Here is a 24,126-nt window from a genome sequence, read left to right as displayed (position 1 = left end):
TTGACAGGAGAACCGATGTTGAACGGCACCGTGCAACCGGACAACGGCGTGACACGAGGACGGCCCCGCTCGCGGGTCCGTCTGCCTGGCTCGGCCGCGTTCTGGTTTCTGATTCCCGCGATCTTCACGCTGGCGGCCATTGGCATTTATCCGCTGCTGCTGGCGTTGTACAACTCGTTTCATCAGTACAAGCTCGCGGATCTGGCGTCGGGCACGCCGTTCATCTGGTTCGACAACTACACGGCGACGCTCACGGACCCGTCGTTCTGGGGCGCGCTCGGACGCACGGCGCTGTTTCTGTGCGTCACGCTGCCGATCGAAGTCGCGCTCGGACTGTTCGCCGCGCTGATGCTCCATCGCACGACGTTGCCGTGGATGCGCGCCGTCGCGCGCGTCAGTCTCGTGATTCCGATGGCGACCACGTATGCCGTGGTGGGACTGATCGGCCGGCTCATTTTCAACCGGCAGTTCGGTGTGGCGAACTACATCGCCGGCTTTTTCGGCATGCCGCCGCAAGACTGGCTCGCCGATCCGACGCTCGCTTTCGTGTCGGTGATGATCATGGACATCTGGCAATGGACGCCGTTCTGCGCGCTCATTCTGCTCGCCGGCCTGACGATGGTGCCGAAAGAAGCCGAAGAAGCCGCGCGCCTCGAAACGCCGAGGTGGAGCAAGATTCTGTGGCATCTGCAGAGGCCTTATCTGCTGCCCGGCCTCACCGCGATCCTGATTCTGCGTTCCGCCGACATGCTCAAGATGTTCGACGCCGTCTTCACGATGACGCGCGGCGGTCCTGGCACCGCGACGGAGTTCATCAGCGTGTACATCCAGCGCGTCGGTTTCCGTCTGTTCGATCAGGGCATGGCGTCGGCACAGGCAATCCTGTTGCTGATCCTGACCATCGTGCTGTCGCGGCTCTATATCCGCTTCGTTTATCGGGAGGCTGCGTGAACGCACCTTCGACGCAACCCTCAGCCGCGCTCACCGGCAACGGCACACTGACGGCGCGTGCCCGACGCGCACGCACCGCGCGGCGCAACGCGACCGCATGGCATTTCCTCGGCCTGCTGGTGGTGTTCCTGTCGTCCGTGTTTCCGTTCTACTGGATGGTGACGACGAGCCTCAAGAGCCAGGCGCAGGCACTCGCTTATCCGCCCGTGTGGCTCTTCAAACCGACCTTCGCGCATTACGCGGAAGCGCTCTTCACGCATGAAGTGGGCGGCAGTCTGATCAATTCGCTGATCATCGCCAGCAGCACGACCGTCCTGTCGATTCTGCTCGGCACGCCCGCCGCCTACGCCCTCGCGCGCTACGAATTTCGCGGCAAGGAAGACCTGTGGTTCTGGTTCATCTCGAACCGCATGGTGAGCCCTGTCGTGCTCGCCGTACCGTTCTTCCTGATCGCGACGAAGCTCGATATCGTCGATACGCATATCGTGCTGATCCTGCTCTACATCACGTTCTCGCTGCCTATCGTCATCTGGATCTGCACGGACCAGTTCCGCAACATTCCCGTCGAACTCGACGAAGCGGCGCGGCTCGATGGTGCGTCGCCGTGGCGGATCTTCTGGCGTATCAATCTGCCGCTCGCGATGCCGGGCATCGTCGTGTCGGCGATCTTCGCCTTCATCTTCTCGTGGAACGACCTGCTCTACGCGCTGGTGCTGACGCGCACGGACGCGATCACGTCGCCCGTCGCGGCCACCAGCTACATGAGCGGCTATGAACTGCCGTGGGGCGAAATCATGGCGACAGGCACGCTGATCGTGCTGCCGATGGTGGTGTTCGCGTTGCTCGTTTCGGGCCGGCTCGTGCAAGGGCTGACGATGGGCGCGGTGAAGTAACGCTCTGGTATAACGGCGCGTTGCTTTTCACCGAAACACAAGACCGTACATGAACAAGACCGCCCCACCCGTGATGCTGTCCGAACCCGACACCGCGATCGACGCCGAAGAGGAGTTGCAGGCGCGCGTCGCGTGGCATTACTACATCGGCAATCTGACGCAGCAGGAGATCGCGCATCGTATCGGCAGTAACCGCGTGCGCGTGAACCGGCTGCTCGCGGCGAGCCGCGAATCGGGCCTCGTGCAGATCACGATCAACAGCAAGATCGCGCCGTGCATCGCGCTCGAAGAACAGCTCGCCGAACGCTTCGAACTCGAATCCGCCGTCGTCGTGCCGACGGGCGCGAATCCCGAAGCGAACATGACGGCGCTCGGCATCGGCGCAGCGGGTTGTCTCGCGAAACACATCGAGCCGGGCGGCACGATCGGCATCGGCTGGGGGCGCACGATCCGCGCGGTGCTGCGCGCGATGCCGCAACGCTCGTACGGCGCGATCAACGCCGTGTCGCTGCAAGGCGGGCTGTCGCATTGCCCGAGCATCAACACGTTCGATATCGTCTCCGATTTCGCGAACCTCTGTCATGCGGACGGCTATCTGTTCGCCGCGCCCATCTATGTCGGGAGCCAGAAAGCGCGCGACATGATCCTGCAGGAAGAGACTGTCCGCTCCACCTACGAACTCGCGCGCAATGCCGACGTCGCGCTGCTGACCTGCGGCGACCTGACGGAATCGCTGGTGGTCACGTACGGGATTTCGAAGCCCGATGATCTGCGGACCTTGCGCAAGGCAGGCGCCGTCGGCGACATGCTCGGCCATTTCATGGATGCGAACGGCGAGCCGATCGATCATCCGTTGAATCGCCGCACGGTCGCAATTTCGCTCGACGATCTGCGCAAGATCGACGACGTGGTGCTCGTTTCAGGCGGCGCGAAGAAATTTCACGTGACGCGCGCCGCGTTGCGCGGCCGCTATGCATCCGTGCTCGTGACGGACGAAGATACGGCACGCCGTCTGTGCGAGGAACCCTAGGAGCCGCGATGTTCACGCCCGATCGCAATCGCGAATTCGAAAGCAAGACCGCGCTCGTCACGGGCGCGGGCAAAGGCATTGGACGCGCCACCGTGCAGCTTCTGGCGCAGCGCGGCGCGCGCGTCATCGCACTGAGCCGCACGGCCGACGATCTGCACACGCTCGCCGAAGAAACCGGCTGCGAAACAGTCTGCGTGAATCTCGCCGATCCCGTCGCCACGCTCAAGGCCGCCGAGGCCGCGCAGCCCGTCGACCTGCTCGTCAATTGCGCGGGCATCGTCGAATTACAGCCGTTTCTGGACACGACCGTCGAAGCCTTCGACGCGCTCATGGCCGTCAACGTAAAGGCCGCGATGATCGTCGCGCAGCAATGCGCGCGCAGCATGATCGCGCGCGGCGTACATGGCTCCATCGTCAACGTGTCGAGCCTGTCGGCGACGGTCGGCTTGCCGCTGCATGCCGCCTATTGCGCGTCGAAAGCCGCGCTTGACGGACTCACGCGCGTGATGGCCGTCGAACTCGGGCCGCATGGCATCCGCGTGAACACGGTCAACCCGGTCGTCACGCTGACGCCGATGGCCGAGAAAGCGTGGAGCGATCCCGCGAAATCCGCGCCGATGCTCGCGCGCATTCCGCTCAACCGCTTCGTGCAGCCGCTCGAAGCGGCGCGCACGATTGCGTACCTGCTCAGCGACGACGCCGCGATGGTGAGCGGCGTCAGCCTCGCCGTGGATGGTGGCTTCCAGGCAGGTTGAGCGCGCGGCGGCGCGCGCAGTCAGAGAGACTGAAAAACAGATCGAATTCGGCAGCTCAACATCTCTTGCGAAAGGAATGAAGATGGACGCACTGGTACTCGAAGGCACACAGCGCATCAGCCTGCGGCCGTTCAGCCTGCCGCAGACGGTCGGCCCGCGCGACGTGCGCATCCGCATCCATACGGTCGGCATCTGCGGCAGCGATATTCACTACTATCAGCATGGACGCATCGGACCATTCGTCGTCAACGAGCCGATGGTGCTCGGCCATGAAGCGGCGGGCACCGTCGTGCAGGTCGGTGATGAAGTGCAGCATCTGAAACCCGGCGACCGCGTCTGCATGGAGCCCGGCGTGCCCGACATGGAATCGCGCGCGTCGCGCGAGGGCTACTACAACCTCGATCCGAAAGTGCGCTTCTGGGCCACGCCGCCCGTGCACGGCTGCCTCGCGCCATTCGTCGTTCATCCTGCCGCGTTTACCTACAAGCTGCCGGACAACGTGAGTTTTGCAGAAGGCGCGATCGTCGAGCCGCTGTCGATCGGGCTTCAGGCCGCGAAGAAGGCGGCCATCAAGCCGGGCGATGTGGCCGTCGTATTGGGCGCGGGCACGATCGGCATGATGTGCGTGCTCGCGGCGCTCGCGGGCGGTTGCAGCCGCGTGATCGTCTGCGACATGGTGCCGGAGAAGCTCGAACTGATCGGCGGCACGCCGGGCGTGACGGCCGTGAATATCCGCGAAACGCCTGTGCGCGACGTCGTGAAGCGCGTGACCGACGACTGGGGCGCCAACATCGTGTTCGAAGCGAGCGGCAGCGAGAAGGCGTTCGACGGCATCGTCGATCTGCTCTGCCCCGGTGGCTGTCTCGTGCTCGTCGGCATGCCGCAGCATCCTGTGCCGCTCGATGTCGTCGCGTTGCAGATCAAGGAAGCGCGCGTCGAGTCCGTGTTCCGCTACGCGAATATTTTCCCGCGCGCGATCCAGTTGATCGCGTCGGGCCGCATCGACGTCAAGCCGTTCATCTCGCGTTCGTTCGCCTTCGCGGACGGCATCAAGGCATTCGAAGAAGCGGCGAGCGGCAAGCCGACCGACGTGAAAGTGCAGATCGTATTGGAACAGGAATAGCAAGCAGGAACAGGCAAACAGGCCGGCGAAGCGCCCGCGCGCTTCGCCCCGAAAGACTCGCAACACAATGAAGGCGAGGTCGATCATGAGCGCCACCGAACCAGCAGCGTCACAGATGACGGCGATCGTCTGCCGCGCACCGAAGGATTATCGCGTCGAGCAGGTCGCGCGGCCGCGCGCCGGGCGCAACGAACTCGTGATACGTATCGCCGCCTGCGGCATTTGCGCGAGCGACTGCAAATGCTGGTCGGGCGCGAAGATGTTCTGGGGCGGCCCGAACCCGTGGGTCAAGGCGCCCGTCATTCCCGGTCACGAGTTCTTCGGTTACGTGGAAGAGCTCGGCGAAGGCGCCGCCGAACATTTCGGCGTGCAACAGGGTGATCGCGTGATCGCCGAGCAGATCGTGCCATGCGAGAAGTGCCGTTATTGCCGATCGGGCCAGTACTGGATGTGCGAGGTACACAACATCTTCGGCTTCCAGCGCGAAGTCGCCGATGGCGGCATGGCCGAGTACATGCGCTTTCCGCCCACAGCGATCGTGCACAAGATTCCGTTGGGTGTGTCGCTGGAAGATGCCGCCATCATCGAACCGCTGGCGTGTTCCATTCACACCGTGAACCGCGGCGACATCCAGCTTGACGACGTCGTCGTGATTGCAGGCGCGGGGCCACTGGGTCTGATGATGGTGCAGGTCGCGCATCTGAAGACGCCGAAGAAACTCGTCGTCATCGATCTCGTCGACGAACGTCTCGCACTGGCGCGCGAATACGGCGCGGACGTGACGATCAATCCGAAGCAGGACGACGCGCTCGCTATCGTGAAGTCATTGACGGATCAGTATGGCTGCGACGTGTACATCGAGACGACCGGCTCGCCTTCGGGCGTCACGCAAGGGCTCGATCTCATCAGGAAGCTCGGACGCTTCGTGGAGTTTTCGGTGTTCGGCAGCGACACGACGACGGACTGGTCGATCATCGGCGATCGAAAGGAACTCGACGTGCGCGGCGCGCATCTCGGCCCATATTGCTATCCGATTGCGATCGATCTGCTCGCGCGTGGGCTCGTCACGTCGAAAGGCATCGTCACGCATGGCTTCTCGCTCGAAGAATGGGACGAGGCGATCAGGGTCGCGAATTCGCTGGACTCGATCAAGGTGTTGATGAAGCCGCGCTGATCGCGCCACACTCTCCGCTCTACTCCCTTCATACCTGTCCTTCTTCAACTTTCGCCGCGCCTTCAATCGACATTGAAGGCGCGCGTATACCCGCTTGTCATCCGTTTTTTTCCATGAAACACTGGGTCGCATCTGCTGTGCCGGATTCGATTCCGATATACCGGACACACAGCGAGGTGCGCGATCTGCCGGTTTGCACGCCTGCGTGCAGCCTTAAAACCGTTACGGTCGCGAGTTCCGTCCAGCATGGGATTCCTTTCACAGGGTCGAAAATGAGACTGTTCAAAGAAAGCGTAAGGTTCGCCTGTTTGTCCGCCGTAGTCGGCCTGCTGGCACTCACCGGTTGCACCAAGGTCGCGACGACAGGCCAGGATGCCGCGACGGGCTCGACCCTGCAGGCCGTCCTGCAACGCGGCACGCTGCGTGTCGGCGACTGTCTGACCTTCGCGCCATTCGGCTTCTACGACAAGGCCGGACAACCGGACGGCTACGACGTCGACCTTGCGAAAGAACTCGCGAAACAGATGGGCGTGAAGCTCGAAATGGTCAACACGACGAGCGCAAACCGCATTCCGAATCTGCAGACCGCCAAGGTCGACGTGGTCTTCTGCAACTTCACGCGCAACCTCGAACGTGCGAAGGAAATCGCGTTCACGACGCCGTACGTCGTCGCGAGCGAGGCGCTGCTCGTCAAGAAGAGCAGCGGCATTCAGTCGGTGAAGGACATGTCGGGCCATACGATCGCGACCGTCAAGGGCTCGACGAACGGCGACGAAGTGCGCGCGCTGGGCATCCCCGTGAAGATCCAGGAATTCGACAGCTCGGAAGCCGCGATTCTCGCCGTCAAGCAGGGCCAGGCCGACGCTATGATCGAGGACAACAACTTCCTCGCCTATCAGGCGAAGCTGGACCCCGAACTGACCGTCACCAACGAAGCCCTCGTGCCGCTCGAATACAACGCGTTCGGTGTGAAGTCGGGCGATCAGGTCTGGCTCAACTACCTGAACCTGTTCCTGTTCAACATCAACGCATCGAAGCAGAACGCGCAGCTGTACACGAAGTGGTTCGGCACGCCGCCCCGCTATCCGCTCAACCCGCAGTTCTGAACACGAACGCGCGGCGCATGCACCGGCACGACTTTGCGAAGGAATGGCGATGAGTTATCAATGGCTGACCCTGTGGGGCTATGTGCCCGAGTTCTTTCAGGCCGCGTGGCTCACGTTGCAGGTCACGCTGCTCGCATTTTGCGTCGCGCTGATTCTCGGTTTGCTGACGGCGCTCGCGGGCGCTTCGCATCTCGTGCCGCTGCGCATCATCGCGCGCGGCTATATCGAGCTGATCCGCAATACGCCTGTGCTGCTACAGATATTCATCGTGTTCTTCGGTCTGCCGTCGCTGGGTTTGAACCTGAGTGCGTACACGGCGGGCGTGATCGCGCTCGGCGTGAATGTGGGCGCGTATATGGCGGAAGTCTTTCGCGCCGGCATTCAGTCGGTGCCGCGCGGACAGATCGAAGCAGCCGGCATTCTGGGCCTGGGCCGTTCGCAGGTCTTCATCGAAGTCGTCTTGCCGCAAGCGGCGCGAGCCGTCTATCCCGCCATCGTCAACAACCTGATCCAGTTGCTGCTCGGCACGTCGCTGCTGTCTGCGATCGCGTTGCCTGAACTGACGGGCACGGCGACCGTGATCAATGCGCGCACCCTCCTCTACATCCAGACGTTCTCGGTGACGCTGATCGCGTATCTGATCCTGAGCAACTGCCTGTCATGGATCGCGGAACAGATCGGCGCGCGCGTGTTCCACCCGCCCCTCATGCTCAAGCAGCACACGCGCCGGCGGCTTCTGCTGATTCCGCGTCAGGCGAACCGCACCTGAACCATCGAAGGGGAAACCGTCCATGTCAACCGAACTGCTGACGACCAGCCTGTCGATCCTGCTGCAGGGACTGGTCGCGACCTTGCTGCTTTCCGCGGCATCGATTGTCGGCGGCACGCTGATCGGTCTGCTCGCCGCCGTGTTGCGCTCGTTCGGACCGTGGGGCAGCGCGCGCGTCGCAAAGCTCTACACCGAACTCTTTCGCGGCACGCCCGTGCTCATCACGCTGATGTTTATCTACTTCGGCGTGTCGTACTTCGGCTATGCGATCGATGTGTTCGCGGCGGGTGTCGTCGGCCTGAGCGTGTACCAGGGCGCGTATATCGCCGAAGTGTTCCGCTCGGGCATCGAGGCCGTGCCCAAAGGCCAATGGGAAGTCTCGCAGATTCTCGGTCTCAGCAAGACGCAGACGTTCTTTTCGGTCGTGTTGCCGCAGACGGGCAAGATCGTCTTGCCGCCACTGATCGGCCAGTACCTGTCGCTGATCAAGGACACGTCGATCGTCAGCATGATCGGCATGTCGGAACTGATGCATGGCGGCCAGGCCATCGTCGATCGCGTCGGCAAGCCGGTCGAAATCTATGGACTCGTCGCCGTGCTGTATTTCGTCGTGTGTTTCCCGCTGTCGCAGTGGGTGCGCCACCATGATCGTAGGAGCGTGTTGTCATGACCACATCCATCGGGTCGAAGCCCGTCATCAATCTGAACGGCGTCAGCAAATCGTTCGGCGCGACGAAGGTGCTGAAAGAGATCAATCTCGAAGTGCGCCCCGGCGAAGTGCTCGTGCTGATCGGCGCATCCGGGTCGGGCAAGAGCACGGTGCTGCGCATCATGGCCGGTCTCGAAACGGCCGATTCGGGCGAAGTCTGGGTCAACGAAGTACCGCTTCACGATGTGCGCCGCGCGAAGGAGATTCGCGGTCACGTCGGCATGGTGTTCCAGCAGTTCAATCTGTTTCCGCACAAGACGGCGCTCGGCAACGTGACGCTCGCGCTGATCAAGGCGCGCAAGATGAGTCCCGCCGACGCCCGCAAACGCGCAATGGACGTGCTCGACCGCGTGGGCCTCGCCGATCGCGCCGAACATTATCCGAGCCAGTTGTCGGGCGGTCAGCAGCAGCGTGTCGCGATTGCGCGGGCGCTCGCGGTCGAGCCCGGCATCATGTTCTTCGACGAAGCGACCTCTGCGCTGGACCCGGAACTGGTCGGCGAAGTGACGGAAGTCATGCGCGGCCTCGCGCGCGACGGCATGACGATGGTCGTCGTCACGCACGAGATGGGCTTCGCGCGCAAGACGGCCGACCGCGTCGTGTTCATGGACAAAGGTGTGATCGCCGAACAGGGCGTGCCGGAGGAAATCTTCGTCACGCCGCAGAACGAACGGACGAAACAGTTCCTGCATCGCGTGCTCGATCACTGATCGCATCGGATCCATCGCGAAAGAAAGAACGAACGACAACAACACAAGAACGAAACGCGCGATCTCTATCGCCGACGGAGTCTACGTAATGTCTGCACCAGAATCGTCACGGGCCCGGGGCGTGGACCGCGTGATCGGCATTTTCAAAGAACTGCATGTTGCGCGGCGTCCGCTGACGATGCGCGAGCTGATCGAGGCGACGCGTGCACCGCGTTCGAGCGTCTATGAGCTGGTCACGATACTCACGGAGGCGGGCTGGCTCGAAACGGCCGCCGACGGCAGCGTGTTTTTCGGGCGCGAGATGCACTACTACGGCGCCGATTACGCGATGCACAACGATCTCATCAGCCGCGCGCATCAGACCATACTCGGTCTCGTGCGCAAGTACGACGAGACCACGCAGCTGTGCATGCTCGAAGGCAACAAGTACACGGTGGTGCTGTCGGAGAACAGCGCGCGCCCGTTCAACATCACCTCCGATATCGGCGTGAGGGTGCCGATTCCGTGGACAGCGACGGGCCGCCTGCTGCTCGGACATCTGACCGACGATGACGTCCACGCGCTGATTCCCGACGAAGACTACGTTCTGGACGACGGTCGCCGCATCGGATTCGACGCCTTCATGCAGGACGTTCGCGACGCGGCAGCGCGAGGCTATTGCTGCACGGAGGGTCTTTCGATGTCCTTCCGGCTCTGCATGGCCGCGCCCGTGCGCGATCGGACCGGCCTGCCCATCGCGGCGCTGTGCTTCATGACGGGGCGCGACACCGATCCCGCCAAGCGCGCCGCGATGCTCGACGATCTGATTGCCTCGGCGAAGGCGTTGTCGCAGCCGTCCATGCGTACGTGAAGCCGTCTATCAACCCTGCTCCAGCGCGCCACTGTCGAAGGCGAGTGCCCTTCTCGGCTCGGTCAGCATCGCGGGTTGAAGGATCTCATCGAGTTGCGCCCGGCTGAGCAGGCCCGTTTCGATGACGATCTCAGCAACGCTCTTCCCCGACAGCAACGCTTGCTGCGCAACCTGCGTCGCGTTGGTATAGCCGATGTAGGGGTTGAGCGCAGTCACGATACCGATCGAGTTCTCAACCAGCGAATGAAGTCGATCGCGGTTCGCAGTAATGCCATCGACACATCTCGATGCAAGCGTGAGGCATCCCGCCCGCAGATGGGCGACGCTCTTGAAGATGCTGTGCGCGATAAGCGGCTCGAAAGCATTCAGCTGCAACTGACCGGCTTCTGCCGCGAAGCTGACCGTGACATCGTTGCCGATGACTTCGAATGCAATCTGGTTGACGACTTCCGGGATGACCGGATTAACCTTGCCCGGCATGATGCTCGAACCTGCCTGAACAGGCGGAAGGTTGATCTCGCCAAAACCCGCTCGCGGACCGCTCGAAAGAAGACGAAGGTCGTTGCACGTTTTGGAGAGTTTGATCGCGACGCGCTTGAGCACGCCCGACAACTGGACGAATGAGCCGACGTCCTGGGTCGCCTCGACGAGATTGGGCGATGTGGTAACGGGTATGCCCGTGATGCTGGCAAGGTGCCGGCACGCGAGGGGCGCATAGTCCGGCGACGTGTTGATGCCCGTTCCAATGGCCGTTGCGCCGAGGTTGATCTCGCAGATCAGCTTCGATGCTTCCAGGAGCCGCTCTTCGTCTTCTCCCAGCATGACAGCGAACGTGCTGAACTCCTGCCCGAGTGTCATGGGAACGGCATCCTGCAGCTGCGTGCGCCCCATTTTGAGGTCGTCGCGGAATTCTTCCGCCTTGCGCTCGAACGCGTGACGCAATACGCCCATCGCGTGCACCAGCTGAACGATCCCCATGTAGGTCGCGATCTTCAGGGCAGTCGGATACACATCATTCGTGCTTTGACCGAGATTGACGTCCTCGTTGGGATGCAACATCGAGTAGTCGCCGCGCCGGTGACCAAGATGTTCCAGCGCCAGATTCGCGATCACTTCATTTGCGTTCATGTTGGTCGAAGTACCCGCGCCGCCCTGAATGACATCCACCACAAACTGGTCATGCGCGACACCGGCGCGAATCTCACGACATGCGTGGACGATCGCGTTCATCTTGTGCCCGGCAAGCAAACCGAGGTCATGGTTCGCCATCGCTGCGGCTTCTTTCACGCTCGCCAACGCGTTGACGAGGTTCGGATACGTCGAGATTGGAATCCCTGTGATAGGAAAGTTGGCGAGTGCACGCAGCGTGTGGACGCCGTAGTAGGCAGCATCGGGTACGGCGAGATCGCCAAGAAGGTCGTGCTCGATACGCTCGGTGCGCTCGGTGGTATTGAACATGTACGGCTCCATTCGGATATGTGGGAATACGCGGATGACGCCGCCGTCGCGGAAGCAACGGCGGAGGAATCGTCAGGTCTGCAGGATCGGGAGCGGCGTGGTGGCGGCGCGCGCGGTTTCGCTTGCTGTAGTCGCATAGGCGATACATCGCCGGGCAAGCACGTCGGTCGGATCGACGAGTCTTGCATGCGTGCCGCTCCTGCCGATGTATTCGGCGAGCGGAAGAAGAAGCGGCAGTTCGGTGCAGCCAAGAATGATGATTTCCACGCCTTGGGCGACCAGTCCTTCGACTGCATCGGCGATATCTTCCTGACATCTTCCCGTGGTGAATCCCGCTTTTACGCCGCGCTTGCCGTAGATCGCTTCCATCACGCGTCCCTGTAGCATCGCGTTGGGCGCAATCTGACGAAGACCCTGTGATTCGAGCGCTTTTTCATATACGCCGCTCGCAATCGTTCCCGATGTCGCGAGCACGCCAATGTCGCGATGATCCGGCCAGGACTCGCGCACGTAGCGCACGGTCTCCGTCAGCATGTTGACGATGGGTATGCCGAGATACGGCTGAATCCTTTCGACGAACGCATGCGCGGTATTGCAGGGTATCGCGATGATGTCGGCGTCGCCCTCTTCCAGCCGCTTGCACGTCGCATACAGCGAGACGGTGGGATCCGCCCCGTCGCCGATCAGATTTTCGGTGCGATCTGGAATCTGCGGATTCTGTTCGACGATCAGCCTGATGTGATCCTGGTCGCGTTTTGCGGGTGTATTGCGCACGACCTTGTCGAGAAAGTCGATGGTCGCGGCCGGACCCACGCCGCCCACGACCCCTACCTTGAAGACGCTCGAAGGCGAGTCATACTGGCCGGACACGACCTGTTGTGCGTAGACCAGGTTGGAATCGACCAGCGGCACACTCAACACGCGAATTTCGTCCGCGACGAGTGCGATTTCCGTCATGCCGGGCACGATGACATCGACGCCCTGTTCGATCAGATCGGCACACGCCCTGTGCAGCAATTCGACGGGACGGCCGCGCAGATTGCCGCGCTTGATACCCTCCTGCCCGTACACCGCTTCCGTCACCAGATCGACGCCATCGTGCAGACGCGGATACACGACCTCGAACTCGGGCGACTCGAAATAACGCTCGAACAGCCGCTTCTCTCGCGTGAAGTCGGACGCAAGGATTCCGATCCGTCTCGCACCGTGCATGCGTTTGCGAATGTGCTGCCGCACGGCATCGACCATATCCACGATCTGCAGACTCGTGTTCGTCTTCAGTTCGTCGATGAACGTATGACTGAGGAAACACGGAAGCACGACCGTCGTCACGCCCTGCTTCTCGAAGTCGCGAATCATCTCGAAGATATACAGCTTGCGTTCCGTCGTTGCCGCACTACCCGATCCGCCGCTGCGAAACGGATGCTGCTGGAAAATCAGATCGGCGTGTTCCGAATCCGTCGACGGCGGCAACGCCTTCACGAGCTTGAAGAACACATCTGCGCTTGCCAACGGTCCGAGGCCGCCCACGATCCCGTACTTGCGCCTGTGTTCGTTGATCACCGGCGTCATTTTGCTCCGACCTCCGCCTGGTCGAACAAAGGTGCATCGTCGGATTGCGGCTGGCGCGCGCCCTCCCATTTCGCAATGACCGCCGTCGCGACGCTGTTGCCGATGACATTGGTCATGGTCCGTCCCATGTCCAGGATCTGATCGATTGCCAGCACCATCGCCACGCCGGCAGCCGGCAGGTGGAACATCGGCGCCACTGCCGCAACCACGACGACCGAGCCGCGCGGCACGCTGGCCATGCCCTTGCTGCTCAGCATCAACACCAGCAGCATGAAGATCTGCTGCGAGACGGGCATGTCGACACCGAAAGCCTGCGCAATGAAGATCGCCGCGAACGCCTGATACATCATCGAACCGTCGAGATTGAACGCGTAGCCCAGCGGCAGCGTGAAGCCGACCACCTTCTTGTCCACGCCGAACCGCTCCAGTTGTTCAGTAAGCCGCGGATAGGCTGCTTCGCTGCTCGCAGTGGAAAACGCAATCATCGCGGGTTCACGCACGGCCTTGAGCAACGTTCCGACGCGACGTCCGAGGAACACATAGCCGATCGCGATGAGAATCGTCCACAGAAGCGCCAACCCCAGATAGAACGAGCCAATCAGTTTGCCGTACGTGTATAGCACGTCCACGCCGCGCAACGTGACAGCCGATGCGATCGCACCGAACACACCCAGCGGTGCGGCACGCATCACATAGTTCGTCAGACGCAGCATGACGGGCACCATTCCGTCGATCGCGTGCACGACGATCTTCACGCGCTCGTCACGCTTCAGTGCACTGAGTGCAAGCCCGAGGAACACTGAGAAAACGAGAATCTGGAGGATGTCGTTGCGTGCCATTGCGTCCAGCAAGCTGGTCGGAAACGCGTGGGTAATGACATCCTTGACGTTCAACGCCGATGTGTTCAACCCCGTGTTGACCTCTGCCGCACTCTCGACCAGATGCAATCCTGCGCCCGGCTGCAGAAGATTCGCGAGAACGAGGCCGAGACTCAGCGACAGCAGCGACGCGCAGACGAACCAGCCAACCGAGCGCAGACCGATCCGCCCGACATCCTGGCCGCTGTCCATGCCCGCAAGCCCGGACACGAGCGTCGCAAAGACCAGCGGCGCGATGATCATCTTGATGAGCCGCAGGAAGATGTCCGTGACGATAGAGAAGTACCCGGCCACGGCCTTCACGGTTGCAGGGTCGGACAGGCTCGTGTGACACACATAGCCCGCGATCACGCCGAGCACCATCCCGGCCGCGATATTCAGAGTGAGGCGATTTTTCATTTCCATCCGTCCTTGAGTGACGCATGCCGGTCGCGGCGCGATCGTCATGCGCGGGAAGAGGTTCCGCACGGCGCCCGTCACACGTCGCGCCAGAGTCAGAACGGATGGTAGAGATGATCAAAAAGACGTGAATGCCGGTGCTGCATGCGGCCATGCTGTTTTCGCATAAGCCGGGAAAACCCTAGCCGGCAACGGGAGAAACCGCTCGAAGGTGCTGCCACAGCGAGTCGAGAAACTCATTGCGATTGGATGCGTCGCGATAGACACGCAACTCTATCTCGAGATTCCACATGGACGGTCCGGCGGGAACGAGTTCTCCGCTATCGAGTTCCGCTGCGATTGCGCTCCTCGGAAGCCAGGCGATTCCCTCACCTTCCATCACCAGCTTCTTGAGGACTTCTGCCATGTCCGATTCGTAGTGAAGGCTCAATGCGGGTGTACTCGAAGCTCGACCCAGCAGAAGCGAAAGACACCGTCCGAAGTAGCTCGTCTCCGTGTAAGAGATATGCAATAGCGGCTGTTTCGCTGTTCCGGGCAGACGATACATCGGCGCGGAGCGTTGATTCGGCCTGCTCGCCGGCATGAGCGTGTCGATGCCTACCGTGACGTGCTCATACTTCACGGGGTCGAGATGCAGGGGAAGCTCGGGATGGTGGTACGCAAACATCAACTCGCAATTGCCGTTCACGAGCATCAGGATCGAGTCATGTACGTTGGTCGGCACAACCCGCGCGCGGACTTCGCCGAAGTGCGTGGCAAGGGCTTTTAGCCATGCGGGCAGGAAATTGAGCGCGATGGTATGTCCGGCCGCAATCTGCAGACTCTTGCCGGCGATCCGTTGCTCGGTACGGATGATCGCGCGCGTGTCGTAGAGCTTGTTCAGGACGTCGTCAGCCACCTCTCTGAACAGTTGACCCGCCGGCGTCAACACGGGCGGAAAACTGCTGCGGTCGATCAGTTCGGCGCCGACCCATTGCTCCAACGACTGGATGCGCCTGCTGAATCCCGATTGGGTCACATTCCGGAATTCCGCTGCGCGAGAGAAGCTTTTGTATTGAGCGAGGGCAACGAAGTCCTCAATCCACTTGATTTCCATGACGCGCGGCTAGCCTTGTGTGGAACGAACGTCGCGCCCGGCGGCGACGCCAGCATTCTAACCGCGCCCGCCCGCCGTCATGCGCTGCCCAGGCCGTGCTTACGCCGTAAACGAAAGCAACCGCGTCCCAAGGGACGCGGTTCGGATAGCACGGCACACCTGAAATCAATACGTAGTCGAAAACGCATCCTGCACTTTCGCAGGCGTGGTGACACCGTTTGCGATCAGCAATTGCGTCAACAGGCGGGCCTTCTGCGGATTGAGATCGAGCGATGCAACGAAGCCGCTCTTGTCATCGTCGATCTCGACGTTCCGGTTCACGAATCCTGTCCCAACGCGGGAAGCGCGAACCACGACGATTCCCATCTTTGCCGCACGCTCCATCGCAGACAATGCAGCCTTGGAGACGTCGCCATCGCCGACACCGGCAACGATGATGCCTTTCGCGTTGTCAGCGACGGCATGATCGATCTGCGATGCATCCATATTGCTGTGCGCATAGACGATGTCCACGCGAGGCAACTGGCCGGCTGCAGGCAGCGTGAAGCCTGACGGGCGAGCTTCCGTGGCAGGCGCGACGTAGCGGACGGATGCCGGGTCCACGTAACCGATCGGACCGGCGTTCGGGGACATGAAAGTCTGAACCGAAGTCGTATTCGTCTTCGTGATCCAGCGTGGGTCATGAATCGTGTCGTTCATGACGACCATGACTCCACGTCCTTTCGATTGCGGGCTGGCAGCAACCTCCACCGCCTCCAGAAGATTGTTCGGGCCATCGGCACCGACCACCCCGCCCGGCCGCATCGATCCGACCAGGACCACTGGCTGACGGGAGTGCAATACGTTTTTCAGGAAGAAGGCCGTCTCCTCCATCGTATCGGTACCGTGGGTGATCACGACACCCTCTGCCTCGCCCCTGGCGAAGATCTCATCGATACGCTTCGCCAGCTGGAACCAGATGCCGTCGCTCATGTCTTGCGAGCCGACATTCGAAATCTGTTCCGCGCTGATCGTCGCGAATTTCCCGATGTCCGGGACGTCCTTGATCAACTGCTTCCCGGTCCGTTCGCCCGAGTTGTAGCCGATCGCAGACCGGGCGTCCGCGGTTCCCGATATCGTTCCGCCCGTTGCGAGGACGATTACACGGGGAAGGCTCTGTCGACTGTTCGAAGTTGTCGCCGTGTCGGCAGCCTGGGCCGCCGTCGAACAAAGGGGAAGCGCGATACATGCGGCGATCAGTAAAGCACTGACGGTGAGGCAGGACGATGTGACGAGTCGTGGCATGGTATTCATGATGGCATGTGCACCGGTAAAGAATCGTGTGGACGCAGGGGCGAATCTGATTGGCGTGTGCGCGTTCGATACGGTGGATCACGGCCGCCACACGCGCCAGAACGGATGGTAGGCACGAAGAAAAAGACGATGATGCCGGGTGTGCATGCCCGTATGCGGCGCTCGCATAGGAGGGGAAAACCACTAGTCGCGCGGCGGGCGTCGCATCGGATCCCTAACCGTCATCCTCCGATTCAACCACCGGAAATCTCGAGGCTGAAAGGTCAATCAACCGGCGGTATCGCCACGCACTAATAGTCTGACTACTTCTAGGGTATACGTTGATTATTCACGCGAAGGGCGTGATATAGCATTTTCTGCGGGGCGGTGAGGAGCGTGCGCATGGAATTGTGTACGATGAATTTGCCCGGTATTGATGCTTTCTCGCACCGCGTCGTCATGCGCAGCTAGTCATTTGATAACTCGAAGTCCGGAGGATGACATGGCCAGTGAGCAAGAATCGAAAGGCGAAGTTCAAAGTATGCGTCGCGGCATGCTGCAAGGCGCCGCCCTGAGCGCGGCGATGGCGCTGCTGGGTGGCGTGGTCACCCCGGCAATGGCAGCCGAAGGCGGTCCGTTTCCCGCGCACAAGCGCTGGAAAATCGTCTTCGTCAATCACGTGACGACGAATCCGTTTTTTGTTCCGACGCAATACGGCATCCAGGACGCCACGGCCCTGCTCGGCATGGACTATCAGTGGTCGGGTTCGGCCAACGCCGATATCGCCGAGATGGTCAACGCCGTCAACGCCGCGATCGCCGGGAAAGCCGACGCGATCGCCGTGCCGATCGTCGATCCGAAAGCGTTCGACAAACCGATCCAGGCCGCGCTCGACGCCGGGATTCCCGTGTTCGCTTACAACGCCGACGCGCCGCAGGGTTCGACGAATCCGCGGCTGAGCTACATCGGCCAGGATCTGTATCTGTCCGGCTATCAGATGGGCGAACGCATCGCGAGCCTGATCGACAGCGGCACGGTCGGCCTGTTCATCGCGACGCCGGGTCAGCTCAACATCCAGCCGCGCCTCGACGGCGCCACGGCCGCGATCAAGAAGTCGGGCAAGAAGATCGACGTGCAGACCATCGCGACGGGCGCGACGGTCAACGAAGAGCTGTCGAAGATCAAGTCGTTCTATCTCGGTCACCAGGATCTAAAAGGCATGTTTGCCGTCGATGCAGGCAGCACGCAAGGCGTCGCCGAGGTGATGAAGGAAAACAACCTGCCGTCGAAAGGCGTGCATGGCGGCGGCTTCGATCTGCTGCCGCGCACGGTCCAGTTGATCCACGACGGTTTTCTCGACTTCACGATCGATCAGCAGCCTTACGTGCAAGGTTTCTATACCGTGGTGCAGGCGTTCGTGTATCTTGCGTCGGGCGGTCTCGTCGGGCCGGCCAACGTGAACACCGGCCTGAAGTTCGTGACGAAGGGTTCGGTCGATCCTTATCTGAACACGTCGACACGCTACGAAGGCAAGAGCACGAAGCCTGAAATCGTGCCGCGCTCGGGAGCGATCAAGGGGTGACGTCTTCCGTGACGGATACGAGCAAGGCGCAACGGCCGCGACTGTGGTCGCGGTCGATCGTGCGCTCGAGCGAGATTCGCATCCTGCTGGTTGCGGTCATTCTGTGCGCCTACTTCGAAACGGCCAACCACGACTTCCTGCTGACGGACGCGAGTCTCAAGAACCTGTCGCAGTTCATCGCGCCCGTCGCCATCATCGCGTTCGGCGAAATCATGTTGATGATCGGCGGCGAGATCGATCTTTCCGCCGGGATGGTGTTCGCGTTCGCGCCGTTCGTCATGCATTTCGCGCACGAGGCGGGCGCGCCGGCGTGGCTCGCCGTGATCGCCGGGATCGTGGCGGCAGGCCTGATCGGGCTCGTGAATGGCGCGGTGTCGGTGTATCTGCGCATACCGTCGTTCGTCACCACGCTCGGCACGCTGTTCTTCGTGAACGGCTTCACGCTGACGATCTCGCGCGGCACGCCCGTCTCGCCGCCCGAAGACGGCATGTTCGCCGAATTCATGGGCGCATGGGGATACAGCGAAATCCTCTGGGCGATCGCGCTGGCCGCGATCATGCACATCACGCTGCGTCACACGCGCTGGGGGCTGCATACGATCGCGTCGGGCGCGAATCCGCTCGGCGCAAGCGAGGCAGGGATTCAGGTCCGGCGTCTGAAGCTCGGCAACTTCATCCTGGCAGCCGTGCTCGCGGGCTTCACGGGCATTCTCGAAGGCTTCCGCATTTCGTCGATCGATCCGCAAGCGGGCGGCAACCAGATCATGTTCCTCGCCGTGGCGGCCGCGGTGATAGGCGGCACGCCGCTCGCGGGCGGCTCGGGGACGATCATCGGCGGGCTGATCGGCGCGGCCGTGCTCGGCATCCTGAACGACGGCTTCACGCTGATCGGCATCAACGCCTTCACGTTCAACATGATTCTCGGCGCGGCCATTCTCGCGGCGATGATCTTCAACATCCACGTCGTCCGTCTCGCGCGCAAAGGAGGATCGTGATGTCCTCGGTGCCGTCGGAGGCGCTGCGCGGAGAAGATATCGTCAAGCGTTTTGGCGCGGTGACGGCGCTCGACGGCGTGTCGCTAACTTTGCGCCAGGGCGAGATTCTCGGCATTCTCGGCGACAACGGCGCGGGCAAATCAACGCTCATCAAGATTCTCACCGGCTTTCATCAGCAGACGAGCGGCAGGCTGTATCTCGGCGGCGAGGAAACCTTGCTGCGCTCGGTCGATCATGCGCGCGCGCTCGGTATCGAATGTGTGTATCAGGATCTCGCGCTCGCCAATTCGCTGAGCATTTACCACAACATGTTTCTCAACCGGGAGATCATTCGGCCCGGTCCGTTCCGCCTGCTCAACCATAAGGCGATGCGTCGGCGCGCGGCGGAATGCCTCGAAGAAATCGGCGTGCACGTGCCTTCCGTGGATCTGCCCGTCGAGCAGCTTTCGGGTGGTCAACGTCAGGCGATTGCGGTGGCGCGCGCGGTCAATTCGAACGCGAAGATCCTGTTGCTCGACGAACCGCTGGCCGCGATGGGCGCGCGCGAGGCGGGATTGATCATCGACCTGATCCTGCGGCTCAAGGAAAAAGGCGATCTTTCGATCATCATGATCATGCACAACTACGCGCAGACGCTCGACATCGCCGATCGCGTGATGCTCATGCAGCGTGGACGCGTGACGTACGAACGGGAGTCGGTCAGCACATCCGTTGCCGAGTTGATGGATATCGTCCGGCGCGAGTATCGGGCGATGCGTGGGCAGACCTCGTAGCGTCGACTGACACTAACCGAAGACGCGCGTCCACACCGCGCGAATCCGCCGCGCGCGATCTTCGAGAAGGTATGACGCGACCAGCGCGATCAGACCGGAGACAACGCCCGTCGCGATGTGCTCGACAGCAGGAATACGGTAGTGGCTCTTATGCGAGTAGGCGTCGCCCAGGGCCGTCAGACAGGCGACGATCAGCGCATTGCCGTATCGATGCGTAAAGAGCTTTGCGGCCGGCGTGAACGTGAGCAGCACAGCCAGCAGGCCCGTCAGCAATCCCGTCCTGATTGCAATGGCCCAGTGCACCGCGCTCAAAATGTTGCCCCAACTGCCCGGCATACAGGTCATGCATGCGCTGGTGGGTTGCCAGAAACGCTGAACGAACAGCTTGAACCGGCGTGTCCACTCGCTTGCCATGATGCACTCCCCGTCGATGGAACATTGACCACGCCGCGCCCTGATTCGTAGGACGGAATCGGTCCTGGCGGATGTCCGTCATTGTCCCATTTCCCTCGCGACGTGCCCGGCGAACGCCTTCACTTTCGCCGAATGCCTGCGCTGCTTACGTCTTCGCAATTTCGCGCGGCGCCGATAGCGTCAGTCCCGCTCGATCCCCAACGCCGTAATCAGGCGCTCACGCCGCGACAGCGCCTCCAGCGAGCGTTCGCCAAGATGTGTCGCGACGAGATTGAGCAAGCCTTCGCAAAAAATCAGATACGCACCCATGCTGTTGCTGAAGAAGCTGCTGTCGTGCGGAATCAGAAAGGCGTGACGGGCGGGCGGCACGAGCGGCGATGCGAGCGTATCGGTGATCGCGATGACGATCATGCCGGCCTCTGCGGCTGCTACGGCCGCTTCGGCGACGCTGCGCGTATAGGGCGCGACGCTCGTCACGACGACGACATCGCCGGGTTGCAACTGGGCGAGACCTTCCGCGACACCGAGACCTTGCGCATCGAGCAAGGCGACATCCGTGCGGATCATGCCTAGCCCATAGCACAGGAAGCTGGCCAACGCGCTGAACTGCCGCAACCCGTGCACGCGCACGCGCGGTGTGTCGGCGAGCAAGGTTGCCGCGCCGCGCAGATCGACGGGAGACAGTCGCGAAAGAAACGTCTCGACATTGCCGATCGATTCACGCGCGAGTTGCGCGACGACATCGACTTCAGGCGCTCCCTCTGGACGCGCGCCGCCGTGTTCGCGCGTCTTCTGCCCGGACACGAGCCGTTCCGCCTGATGCGTATAGAAATGCCGATGCCGTTGCGCAAGTGAATCGCGGAACACGCTCTGAAAATCCGCGAAGCCGGTGTAGCCGAGTTTCGTGCTCAGACGCGTCAGCGTCGACGCGTTGACGTCGAGCGAAGTCGCCAGATCCGTAATGGTGCGCACGGCCACTTCCTCGGGCCGTTCGAGCAGCCTGGCCAGCACGGTATGCGCCTTGCCGCCGAGCGAAACGCCCGCCTCGTCGCGGCCGATGCGCACAATCAGCTCGCGCAGTCCGTCGACACTGCGCGGTGCAGTGCCGATCGCGTCAGGCGCCTTCGCGTCGTCGCTGCTCGTAGCCTTGCGGCGTGTCGTTCGTTTGTCTGTGTCCATCGATCATTCGATATCGGGGCGGCGTCCCCGGCTGTTCATAAACGTCCCATTCTATGTGAGACGCCCTGATCATGATATCGGCGGTTGCAAGCGTGTTTTCGTCGTCGGGATCGGCGGGATCCGCGCGATAGATCGGCAGCGACGCATCGTGCGTGTCGGCGAGGATCGCGAGCGGGTCGGGTTCGTACCCGGAACGATCCGCTTCATGCAGCAGCGCGTTGCCGCGTGCCTGCCGATGACGCGACGAATCCGTCACGCGCTGCGCAAATCCGCTCATCGCGGGATGGATCGCATGATTCGCATGCAGCGACGGGCGTGTCACCTCCTGCACCGAGCAACCGTGCGCGCTGAACTCCACGCTCAACAACGCGGCGCTCGCACGGTGCGCGAGCGTCAGATGAAAACCGCCTGCGCGCGGATGGTCGCGCAACACGCTGACCGCGGCATCGAGATCGCGCGCATCCAGCACGGCGCGTGTGAGCACCATACGCGGCACGCCTGCCTGCGCTTCGAGTTGCCGGAGATTGTTGACGGTGACGGCAAGACCTGCATCCGTGACGGCGAATGTATGACCCGGCAACGAGCCCGGATAAACGAACGCGGCGAAGCCGGGGCTGCCGTCGATATGGCATTGCGCGATCGCGCAATGTCCCGCGAAACCGGGATCGCCGTCTTCGTTGTGAGTGATGCGCTTATGGTCAGCTGCAGGCAACTGGACCGTCGTGCAGCCGTCAGGCGCCGACGCCCAGACGTCCCCCCGGCAGTTCCACAGGAAGACGTCCTCGAACGGCAAAGCGAGGCCCTCGGCGAGCCCCTGCAACTCCGACCAGACGCGCGGGAAACACTGCTGCGCCTGCGTGGCGAGCGCGGCGGCAAGCGGGGTACCGCGCGATCGCATGACATCGTGCCAGGCAGCCGACTGCACGAGATGACGATGTACGGCAGCGGCGCCGAAGCGCCCCAACGCCTGGCCCGCCTCGAAGGGCGAACCGGAAACTTCTATATAACCAAGTGCAGGCATGTGAACGGAATCACTCGACGTGTTGAAGGAAATCGCGCAGCCGCTGATTAGGCGGGTTATCGAGCAGCGCCGCAGGCGGGCCGTCGACGGCGATATGACCATGTTCCATGAAGATGAGCCGCGTGCCGACCCTGCGCGCGAACGCCATCTCGTGCGTCACGACGACCATCGTCATACCCTCTTCCGCCAGCGACTGCATCACGCGCAGCACCTCCTGACGCAGTTCAGGATCGAGTGCGGACGTCGGCTCGTCGAACAGCATCAGCTTCGGCTTGACGGCGAGCGCGCGTGCGATCGCCACACGTTGCTGCTGTCCGCCCGACAACTCGCTCGCGTAGTGTCCGACGCGCTCCGCGAGGCCGACTTTCGCGAGCAGTTCACGCGCCAAAGCTTCAGCTTCGTCCTTGCTCATGCCGCGTACCTGACGCGGACCGAACGCGACATTTTCGAGCGCCGTCAGTTGCGGAAACAGATTGAACTGCTGGAACACCATGCCCGCTTCCCGGCGGATCTCACGGACCTTCTTCGTGCCGCCCAGCACGCTGATGCCGTCGACGATCAGATCGCCGCCGTCGATATGCTCCAGCGCATTGATACATCGCAGCAGCGTCGATTTGCCCGAACCCGACGGACCGATCAGCACCACGACCTCGCCGGTACCGATGTTCAGATCGACGCTATCGAGCACGGTAGTCTGTCCGAAGCGTTTCGTAACCTGCCTGAATTGAACCATGTCGAGTGCGCTCATAGTATCCGCATCCTCCTTTCCATCGTGCGCAGGCAGAACGTGAGCACGCCGATCATGCACAGATAGATCGCGGCCACTGCTGTCCAGATTTCAACCGCCCTGAAATTCGAGGCCATGATTTCCTGGCCCTGGCGCGTCAGTTCGCCGACGCCGATCACGATGAAGAGCGACGTGTCCTTCAGGCTCACGATGAACTGGTTGCCCAGCGACGGCGTCATGCGGCGAATGGCGATCGGTCCGATGACGAACGCGAGTACGCGCCACATCGGCATGCCGAGCGCGAGTCCTGCTTCCTTCAGACCGCGCGGCACCGACAGGAACGAGCCGCGCACGATCTCGGCAATGTAGGCGCCCGAGTTGACGACGATCGACACGACGGCCGCCGTCAACGCATCGACGCGTACATTCAGCAGCACGGGTAGCGCGAAATAGATGAACATCACCTGCACGACGATCGGCGTGCCGCGCACGAATTCCACGTACGCGAAGGCGATCTTTTGCATGAACGCATTGCCGTAGGCGCGCATCAGGCCGAACAGAAAACCGACGGCCAGCCCTCCAGCAAGGCCCGCGATGGTAATCAGCACCGTGAGCCGTGCGCCCTGCAGCAGCGCGGGCAGCGCATCGACGATGACAGACAGATCGAACTGCATGACTTCTCTCCCGCTG

24 protein-coding genes are annotated in these 24,126 nt (G+C 61.9%); 14 read left to right on the top strand and 10 right to left on the bottom strand.

Annotation, left to right across the window (positions count from 1 at the left end; all coding sequences use genetic code 11):
- The first annotated feature begins 15 nt into the window (after positions 1–15).
- The 11 genes from QEN71_RS33875 to QEN71_RS33825 all read left to right on the top strand — a co-directional run bounded on the left by QEN71_RS33875 (position 16) and on the right by QEN71_RS33825 (position 10,070).
- A complete protein-coding gene (locus QEN71_RS33875) occupies positions 16–951 on the top strand; it encodes a carbohydrate ABC transporter permease (RefSeq protein WP_233471639.1) in 936 nt (311 codons plus the stop codon).
- Positions 948–1,844 carry a carbohydrate ABC transporter permease gene (locus QEN71_RS33870; RefSeq protein WP_201647514.1) on the top strand — a complete coding sequence of 299 codons (897 nt, stop codon included), beginning with the start codon at positions 948–950 and terminating at the stop codon, positions 1,842–1,844. Before QEN71_RS33875 ends, QEN71_RS33870 begins: the two co-directional genes overlap by 4 nt.
- A 49-nt stretch (positions 1,845–1,893) precedes the next feature.
- Positions 1,894–2,874, top strand: coding sequence for a sugar-binding transcriptional regulator (locus tag QEN71_RS33865; RefSeq protein WP_201647512.1), 981 nt, complete (start codon positions 1,894–1,896; stop codon positions 2,872–2,874).
- A gap of 8 nt (positions 2,875–2,882) precedes the next feature.
- Complete coding sequence (locus QEN71_RS33860) at positions 2,883–3,629, top strand: SDR family oxidoreductase (RefSeq protein WP_201647510.1); 747 nt, start codon at positions 2,883–2,885, stop codon at positions 3,627–3,629.
- Between the two features lie 82 nt (positions 3,630–3,711).
- Positions 3,712–4,752 (top strand): NAD(P)-dependent alcohol dehydrogenase, encoded by a 1,041-nt coding sequence (locus QEN71_RS33855; protein WP_201647508.1) that lies wholly within the window; start codon positions 3,712–3,714, stop codon positions 4,750–4,752.
- Positions 4,753–4,837: 85 nt separating this feature from the next.
- A complete protein-coding gene (locus QEN71_RS33850) occupies positions 4,838–5,926 on the top strand; it encodes an alcohol dehydrogenase catalytic domain-containing protein (RefSeq protein WP_201647506.1) in 1,089 nt (362 codons plus the stop codon).
- 272 nt (positions 5,927–6,198) lie between these two features.
- Positions 6,199–7,032, top strand: coding sequence for an ABC transporter substrate-binding protein (locus QEN71_RS33845; protein ID WP_201647504.1), 834 nt, complete (start codon positions 6,199–6,201; stop codon positions 7,030–7,032).
- Between the two features lie 49 nt (positions 7,033–7,081).
- The gene (locus tag QEN71_RS33840) at positions 7,082–7,801 is read left to right on the top strand and encodes an amino acid ABC transporter permease (protein WP_201647502.1); all 720 of its coding nucleotides are present in this window, start codon (positions 7,082–7,084) and stop codon (positions 7,799–7,801) included.
- 22 nt (positions 7,802–7,823) lie between these two features.
- Positions 7,824–8,471: an amino acid ABC transporter permease gene (locus QEN71_RS33835; protein ID WP_201647500.1), complete on the top strand. Its 648-nt coding sequence runs from the start codon at positions 7,824–7,826 to the stop codon at positions 8,469–8,471.
- Positions 8,468–9,220 (top strand): amino acid ABC transporter ATP-binding protein, encoded by a 753-nt coding sequence (locus QEN71_RS33830; protein ID WP_201647498.1) that lies wholly within the window; start codon positions 8,468–8,470, stop codon positions 9,218–9,220. Before QEN71_RS33835 ends, QEN71_RS33830 begins: the two co-directional genes overlap by 4 nt.
- An 88-nt stretch (positions 9,221–9,308) precedes the next feature.
- Positions 9,309–10,070, top strand: a complete 762-nt coding sequence (locus QEN71_RS33825) for an IclR family transcriptional regulator (RefSeq protein ID WP_201647496.1) — start codon at positions 9,309–9,311, stop codon at positions 10,068–10,070.
- Between the two features lie 9 nt (positions 10,071–10,079).
- Here the strand turns inward: QEN71_RS33825 and aspA are convergent, their stop codons facing one another.
- The 5 genes from aspA to QEN71_RS33800 all read right to left on the bottom strand — a co-directional run bounded on the left by aspA (position 10,080) and on the right by QEN71_RS33800 (position 16,766).
- The gene (gene aspA / locus QEN71_RS33820; RefSeq protein WP_201647494.1) at positions 10,080–11,528 is read right to left on the bottom strand and encodes an aspartate ammonia-lyase; all 1,449 of its coding nucleotides are present in this window, start codon (positions 11,526–11,528) and stop codon (positions 10,080–10,082) included.
- Positions 11,529–11,600: 72 nt separating this feature from the next.
- Complete coding sequence (gene cuyB / locus QEN71_RS33815) at positions 11,601–13,100, bottom strand: cysteate racemase (protein ID WP_201647492.1); 1,500 nt, start codon at positions 13,098–13,100, stop codon at positions 11,601–11,603.
- Entirely contained in the window at positions 13,097–14,377 is a 1,281-nt protein-coding gene (locus QEN71_RS33810) for a dicarboxylate/amino acid:cation symporter (protein WP_201647490.1), read from the bottom strand. Before QEN71_RS33810 ends, cuyB begins: the two co-directional genes overlap by 4 nt.
- Before the next feature lie 181 nt (positions 14,378–14,558).
- On the bottom strand, positions 14,559–15,473 hold the full coding sequence (locus tag QEN71_RS33805; protein WP_201647488.1) for a LysR substrate-binding domain-containing protein: 915 nt from the start codon (positions 15,471–15,473) through the stop codon (positions 14,559–14,561).
- A 165-nt stretch (positions 15,474–15,638) separates the two neighbouring features.
- Complete coding sequence (locus QEN71_RS33800) at positions 15,639–16,766, bottom strand: asparaginase (protein ID WP_377789662.1); 1,128 nt, start codon at positions 16,764–16,766, stop codon at positions 15,639–15,641.
- A 481-nt stretch (positions 16,767–17,247) separates the two neighbouring features.
- On the opposite strand from QEN71_RS33800, the gene QEN71_RS33795 reads away from it, so the two are divergent.
- Genes QEN71_RS33795 through QEN71_RS33785 form a run of 3 tightly spaced genes read left to right on the top strand, consistent with a single transcriptional unit; the run spans position 17,248 to position 20,095 of the window.
- Positions 17,248–18,327: a sugar ABC transporter substrate-binding protein gene (locus tag QEN71_RS33795; protein WP_201647486.1), complete on the top strand. Its 1,080-nt coding sequence runs from the start codon at positions 17,248–17,250 to the stop codon at positions 18,325–18,327.
- A 41-nt stretch (positions 18,328–18,368) separates the two neighbouring features.
- A complete protein-coding gene (locus QEN71_RS33790) occupies positions 18,369–19,322 on the top strand; it encodes an ABC transporter permease (RefSeq protein ID WP_377789804.1) in 954 nt (317 codons plus the stop codon).
- Positions 19,322–20,095: an ATP-binding cassette domain-containing protein gene (locus tag QEN71_RS33785; RefSeq protein WP_201647483.1), complete on the top strand. Its 774-nt coding sequence runs from the start codon at positions 19,322–19,324 to the stop codon at positions 20,093–20,095. Before QEN71_RS33790 ends, QEN71_RS33785 begins: the two co-directional genes overlap by 1 nt.
- Positions 20,096–20,107: 12 nt before the next feature.
- Here QEN71_RS33785 and QEN71_RS33780 read toward each other — a convergent pair whose 3' ends face one another.
- The 5 genes from QEN71_RS33780 to glnP form a co-directional block, all read right to left on the bottom strand.
- On the bottom strand, positions 20,108–20,509 hold the full coding sequence (locus tag QEN71_RS33780) for a hypothetical protein (RefSeq protein WP_201647482.1): 402 nt from the start codon (positions 20,507–20,509) through the stop codon (positions 20,108–20,110).
- Positions 20,510–20,689: 180 nt separating this feature from the next.
- The gene (locus tag QEN71_RS33775; RefSeq protein WP_201647481.1) at positions 20,690–21,688 is read right to left on the bottom strand and encodes a MurR/RpiR family transcriptional regulator; all 999 of its coding nucleotides are present in this window, start codon (positions 21,686–21,688) and stop codon (positions 20,690–20,692) included.
- Complete coding sequence (locus QEN71_RS33770; protein ID WP_201647480.1) at positions 21,624–22,709, bottom strand: C45 family autoproteolytic acyltransferase/hydolase; 1,086 nt, start codon at positions 22,707–22,709, stop codon at positions 21,624–21,626. The genes QEN71_RS33775 and QEN71_RS33770 overlap by 65 nt, the downstream gene beginning before the upstream one ends.
- Positions 22,710–22,719: 10 nt before the next feature.
- Entirely contained in the window at positions 22,720–23,457 is a 738-nt protein-coding gene (glnQ, locus tag QEN71_RS33765) for a glutamine ABC transporter ATP-binding protein GlnQ (RefSeq protein ID WP_290370834.1), read from the bottom strand.
- Positions 23,454–24,110: a glutamine ABC transporter permease GlnP gene (glnP, locus tag QEN71_RS33760; RefSeq protein ID WP_201647479.1), complete on the bottom strand. Its 657-nt coding sequence runs from the start codon at positions 24,108–24,110 to the stop codon at positions 23,454–23,456. Before glnP ends, glnQ begins: the two co-directional genes overlap by 4 nt.
- Positions 24,111–24,126 lie beyond the last annotated feature (16 nt).

The sequence above is a fragment of the Paraburkholderia sabiae genome (assembly GCF_030412785.1).
Taxonomy (GTDB): domain Bacteria; phylum Pseudomonadota; class Gammaproteobacteria; order Burkholderiales; family Burkholderiaceae; genus Paraburkholderia; species Paraburkholderia sabiae.
The sequence above is the reverse complement of the archived record's forward strand: the minus strand, read 5'-3'. Positions and strand labels throughout refer to the sequence as shown.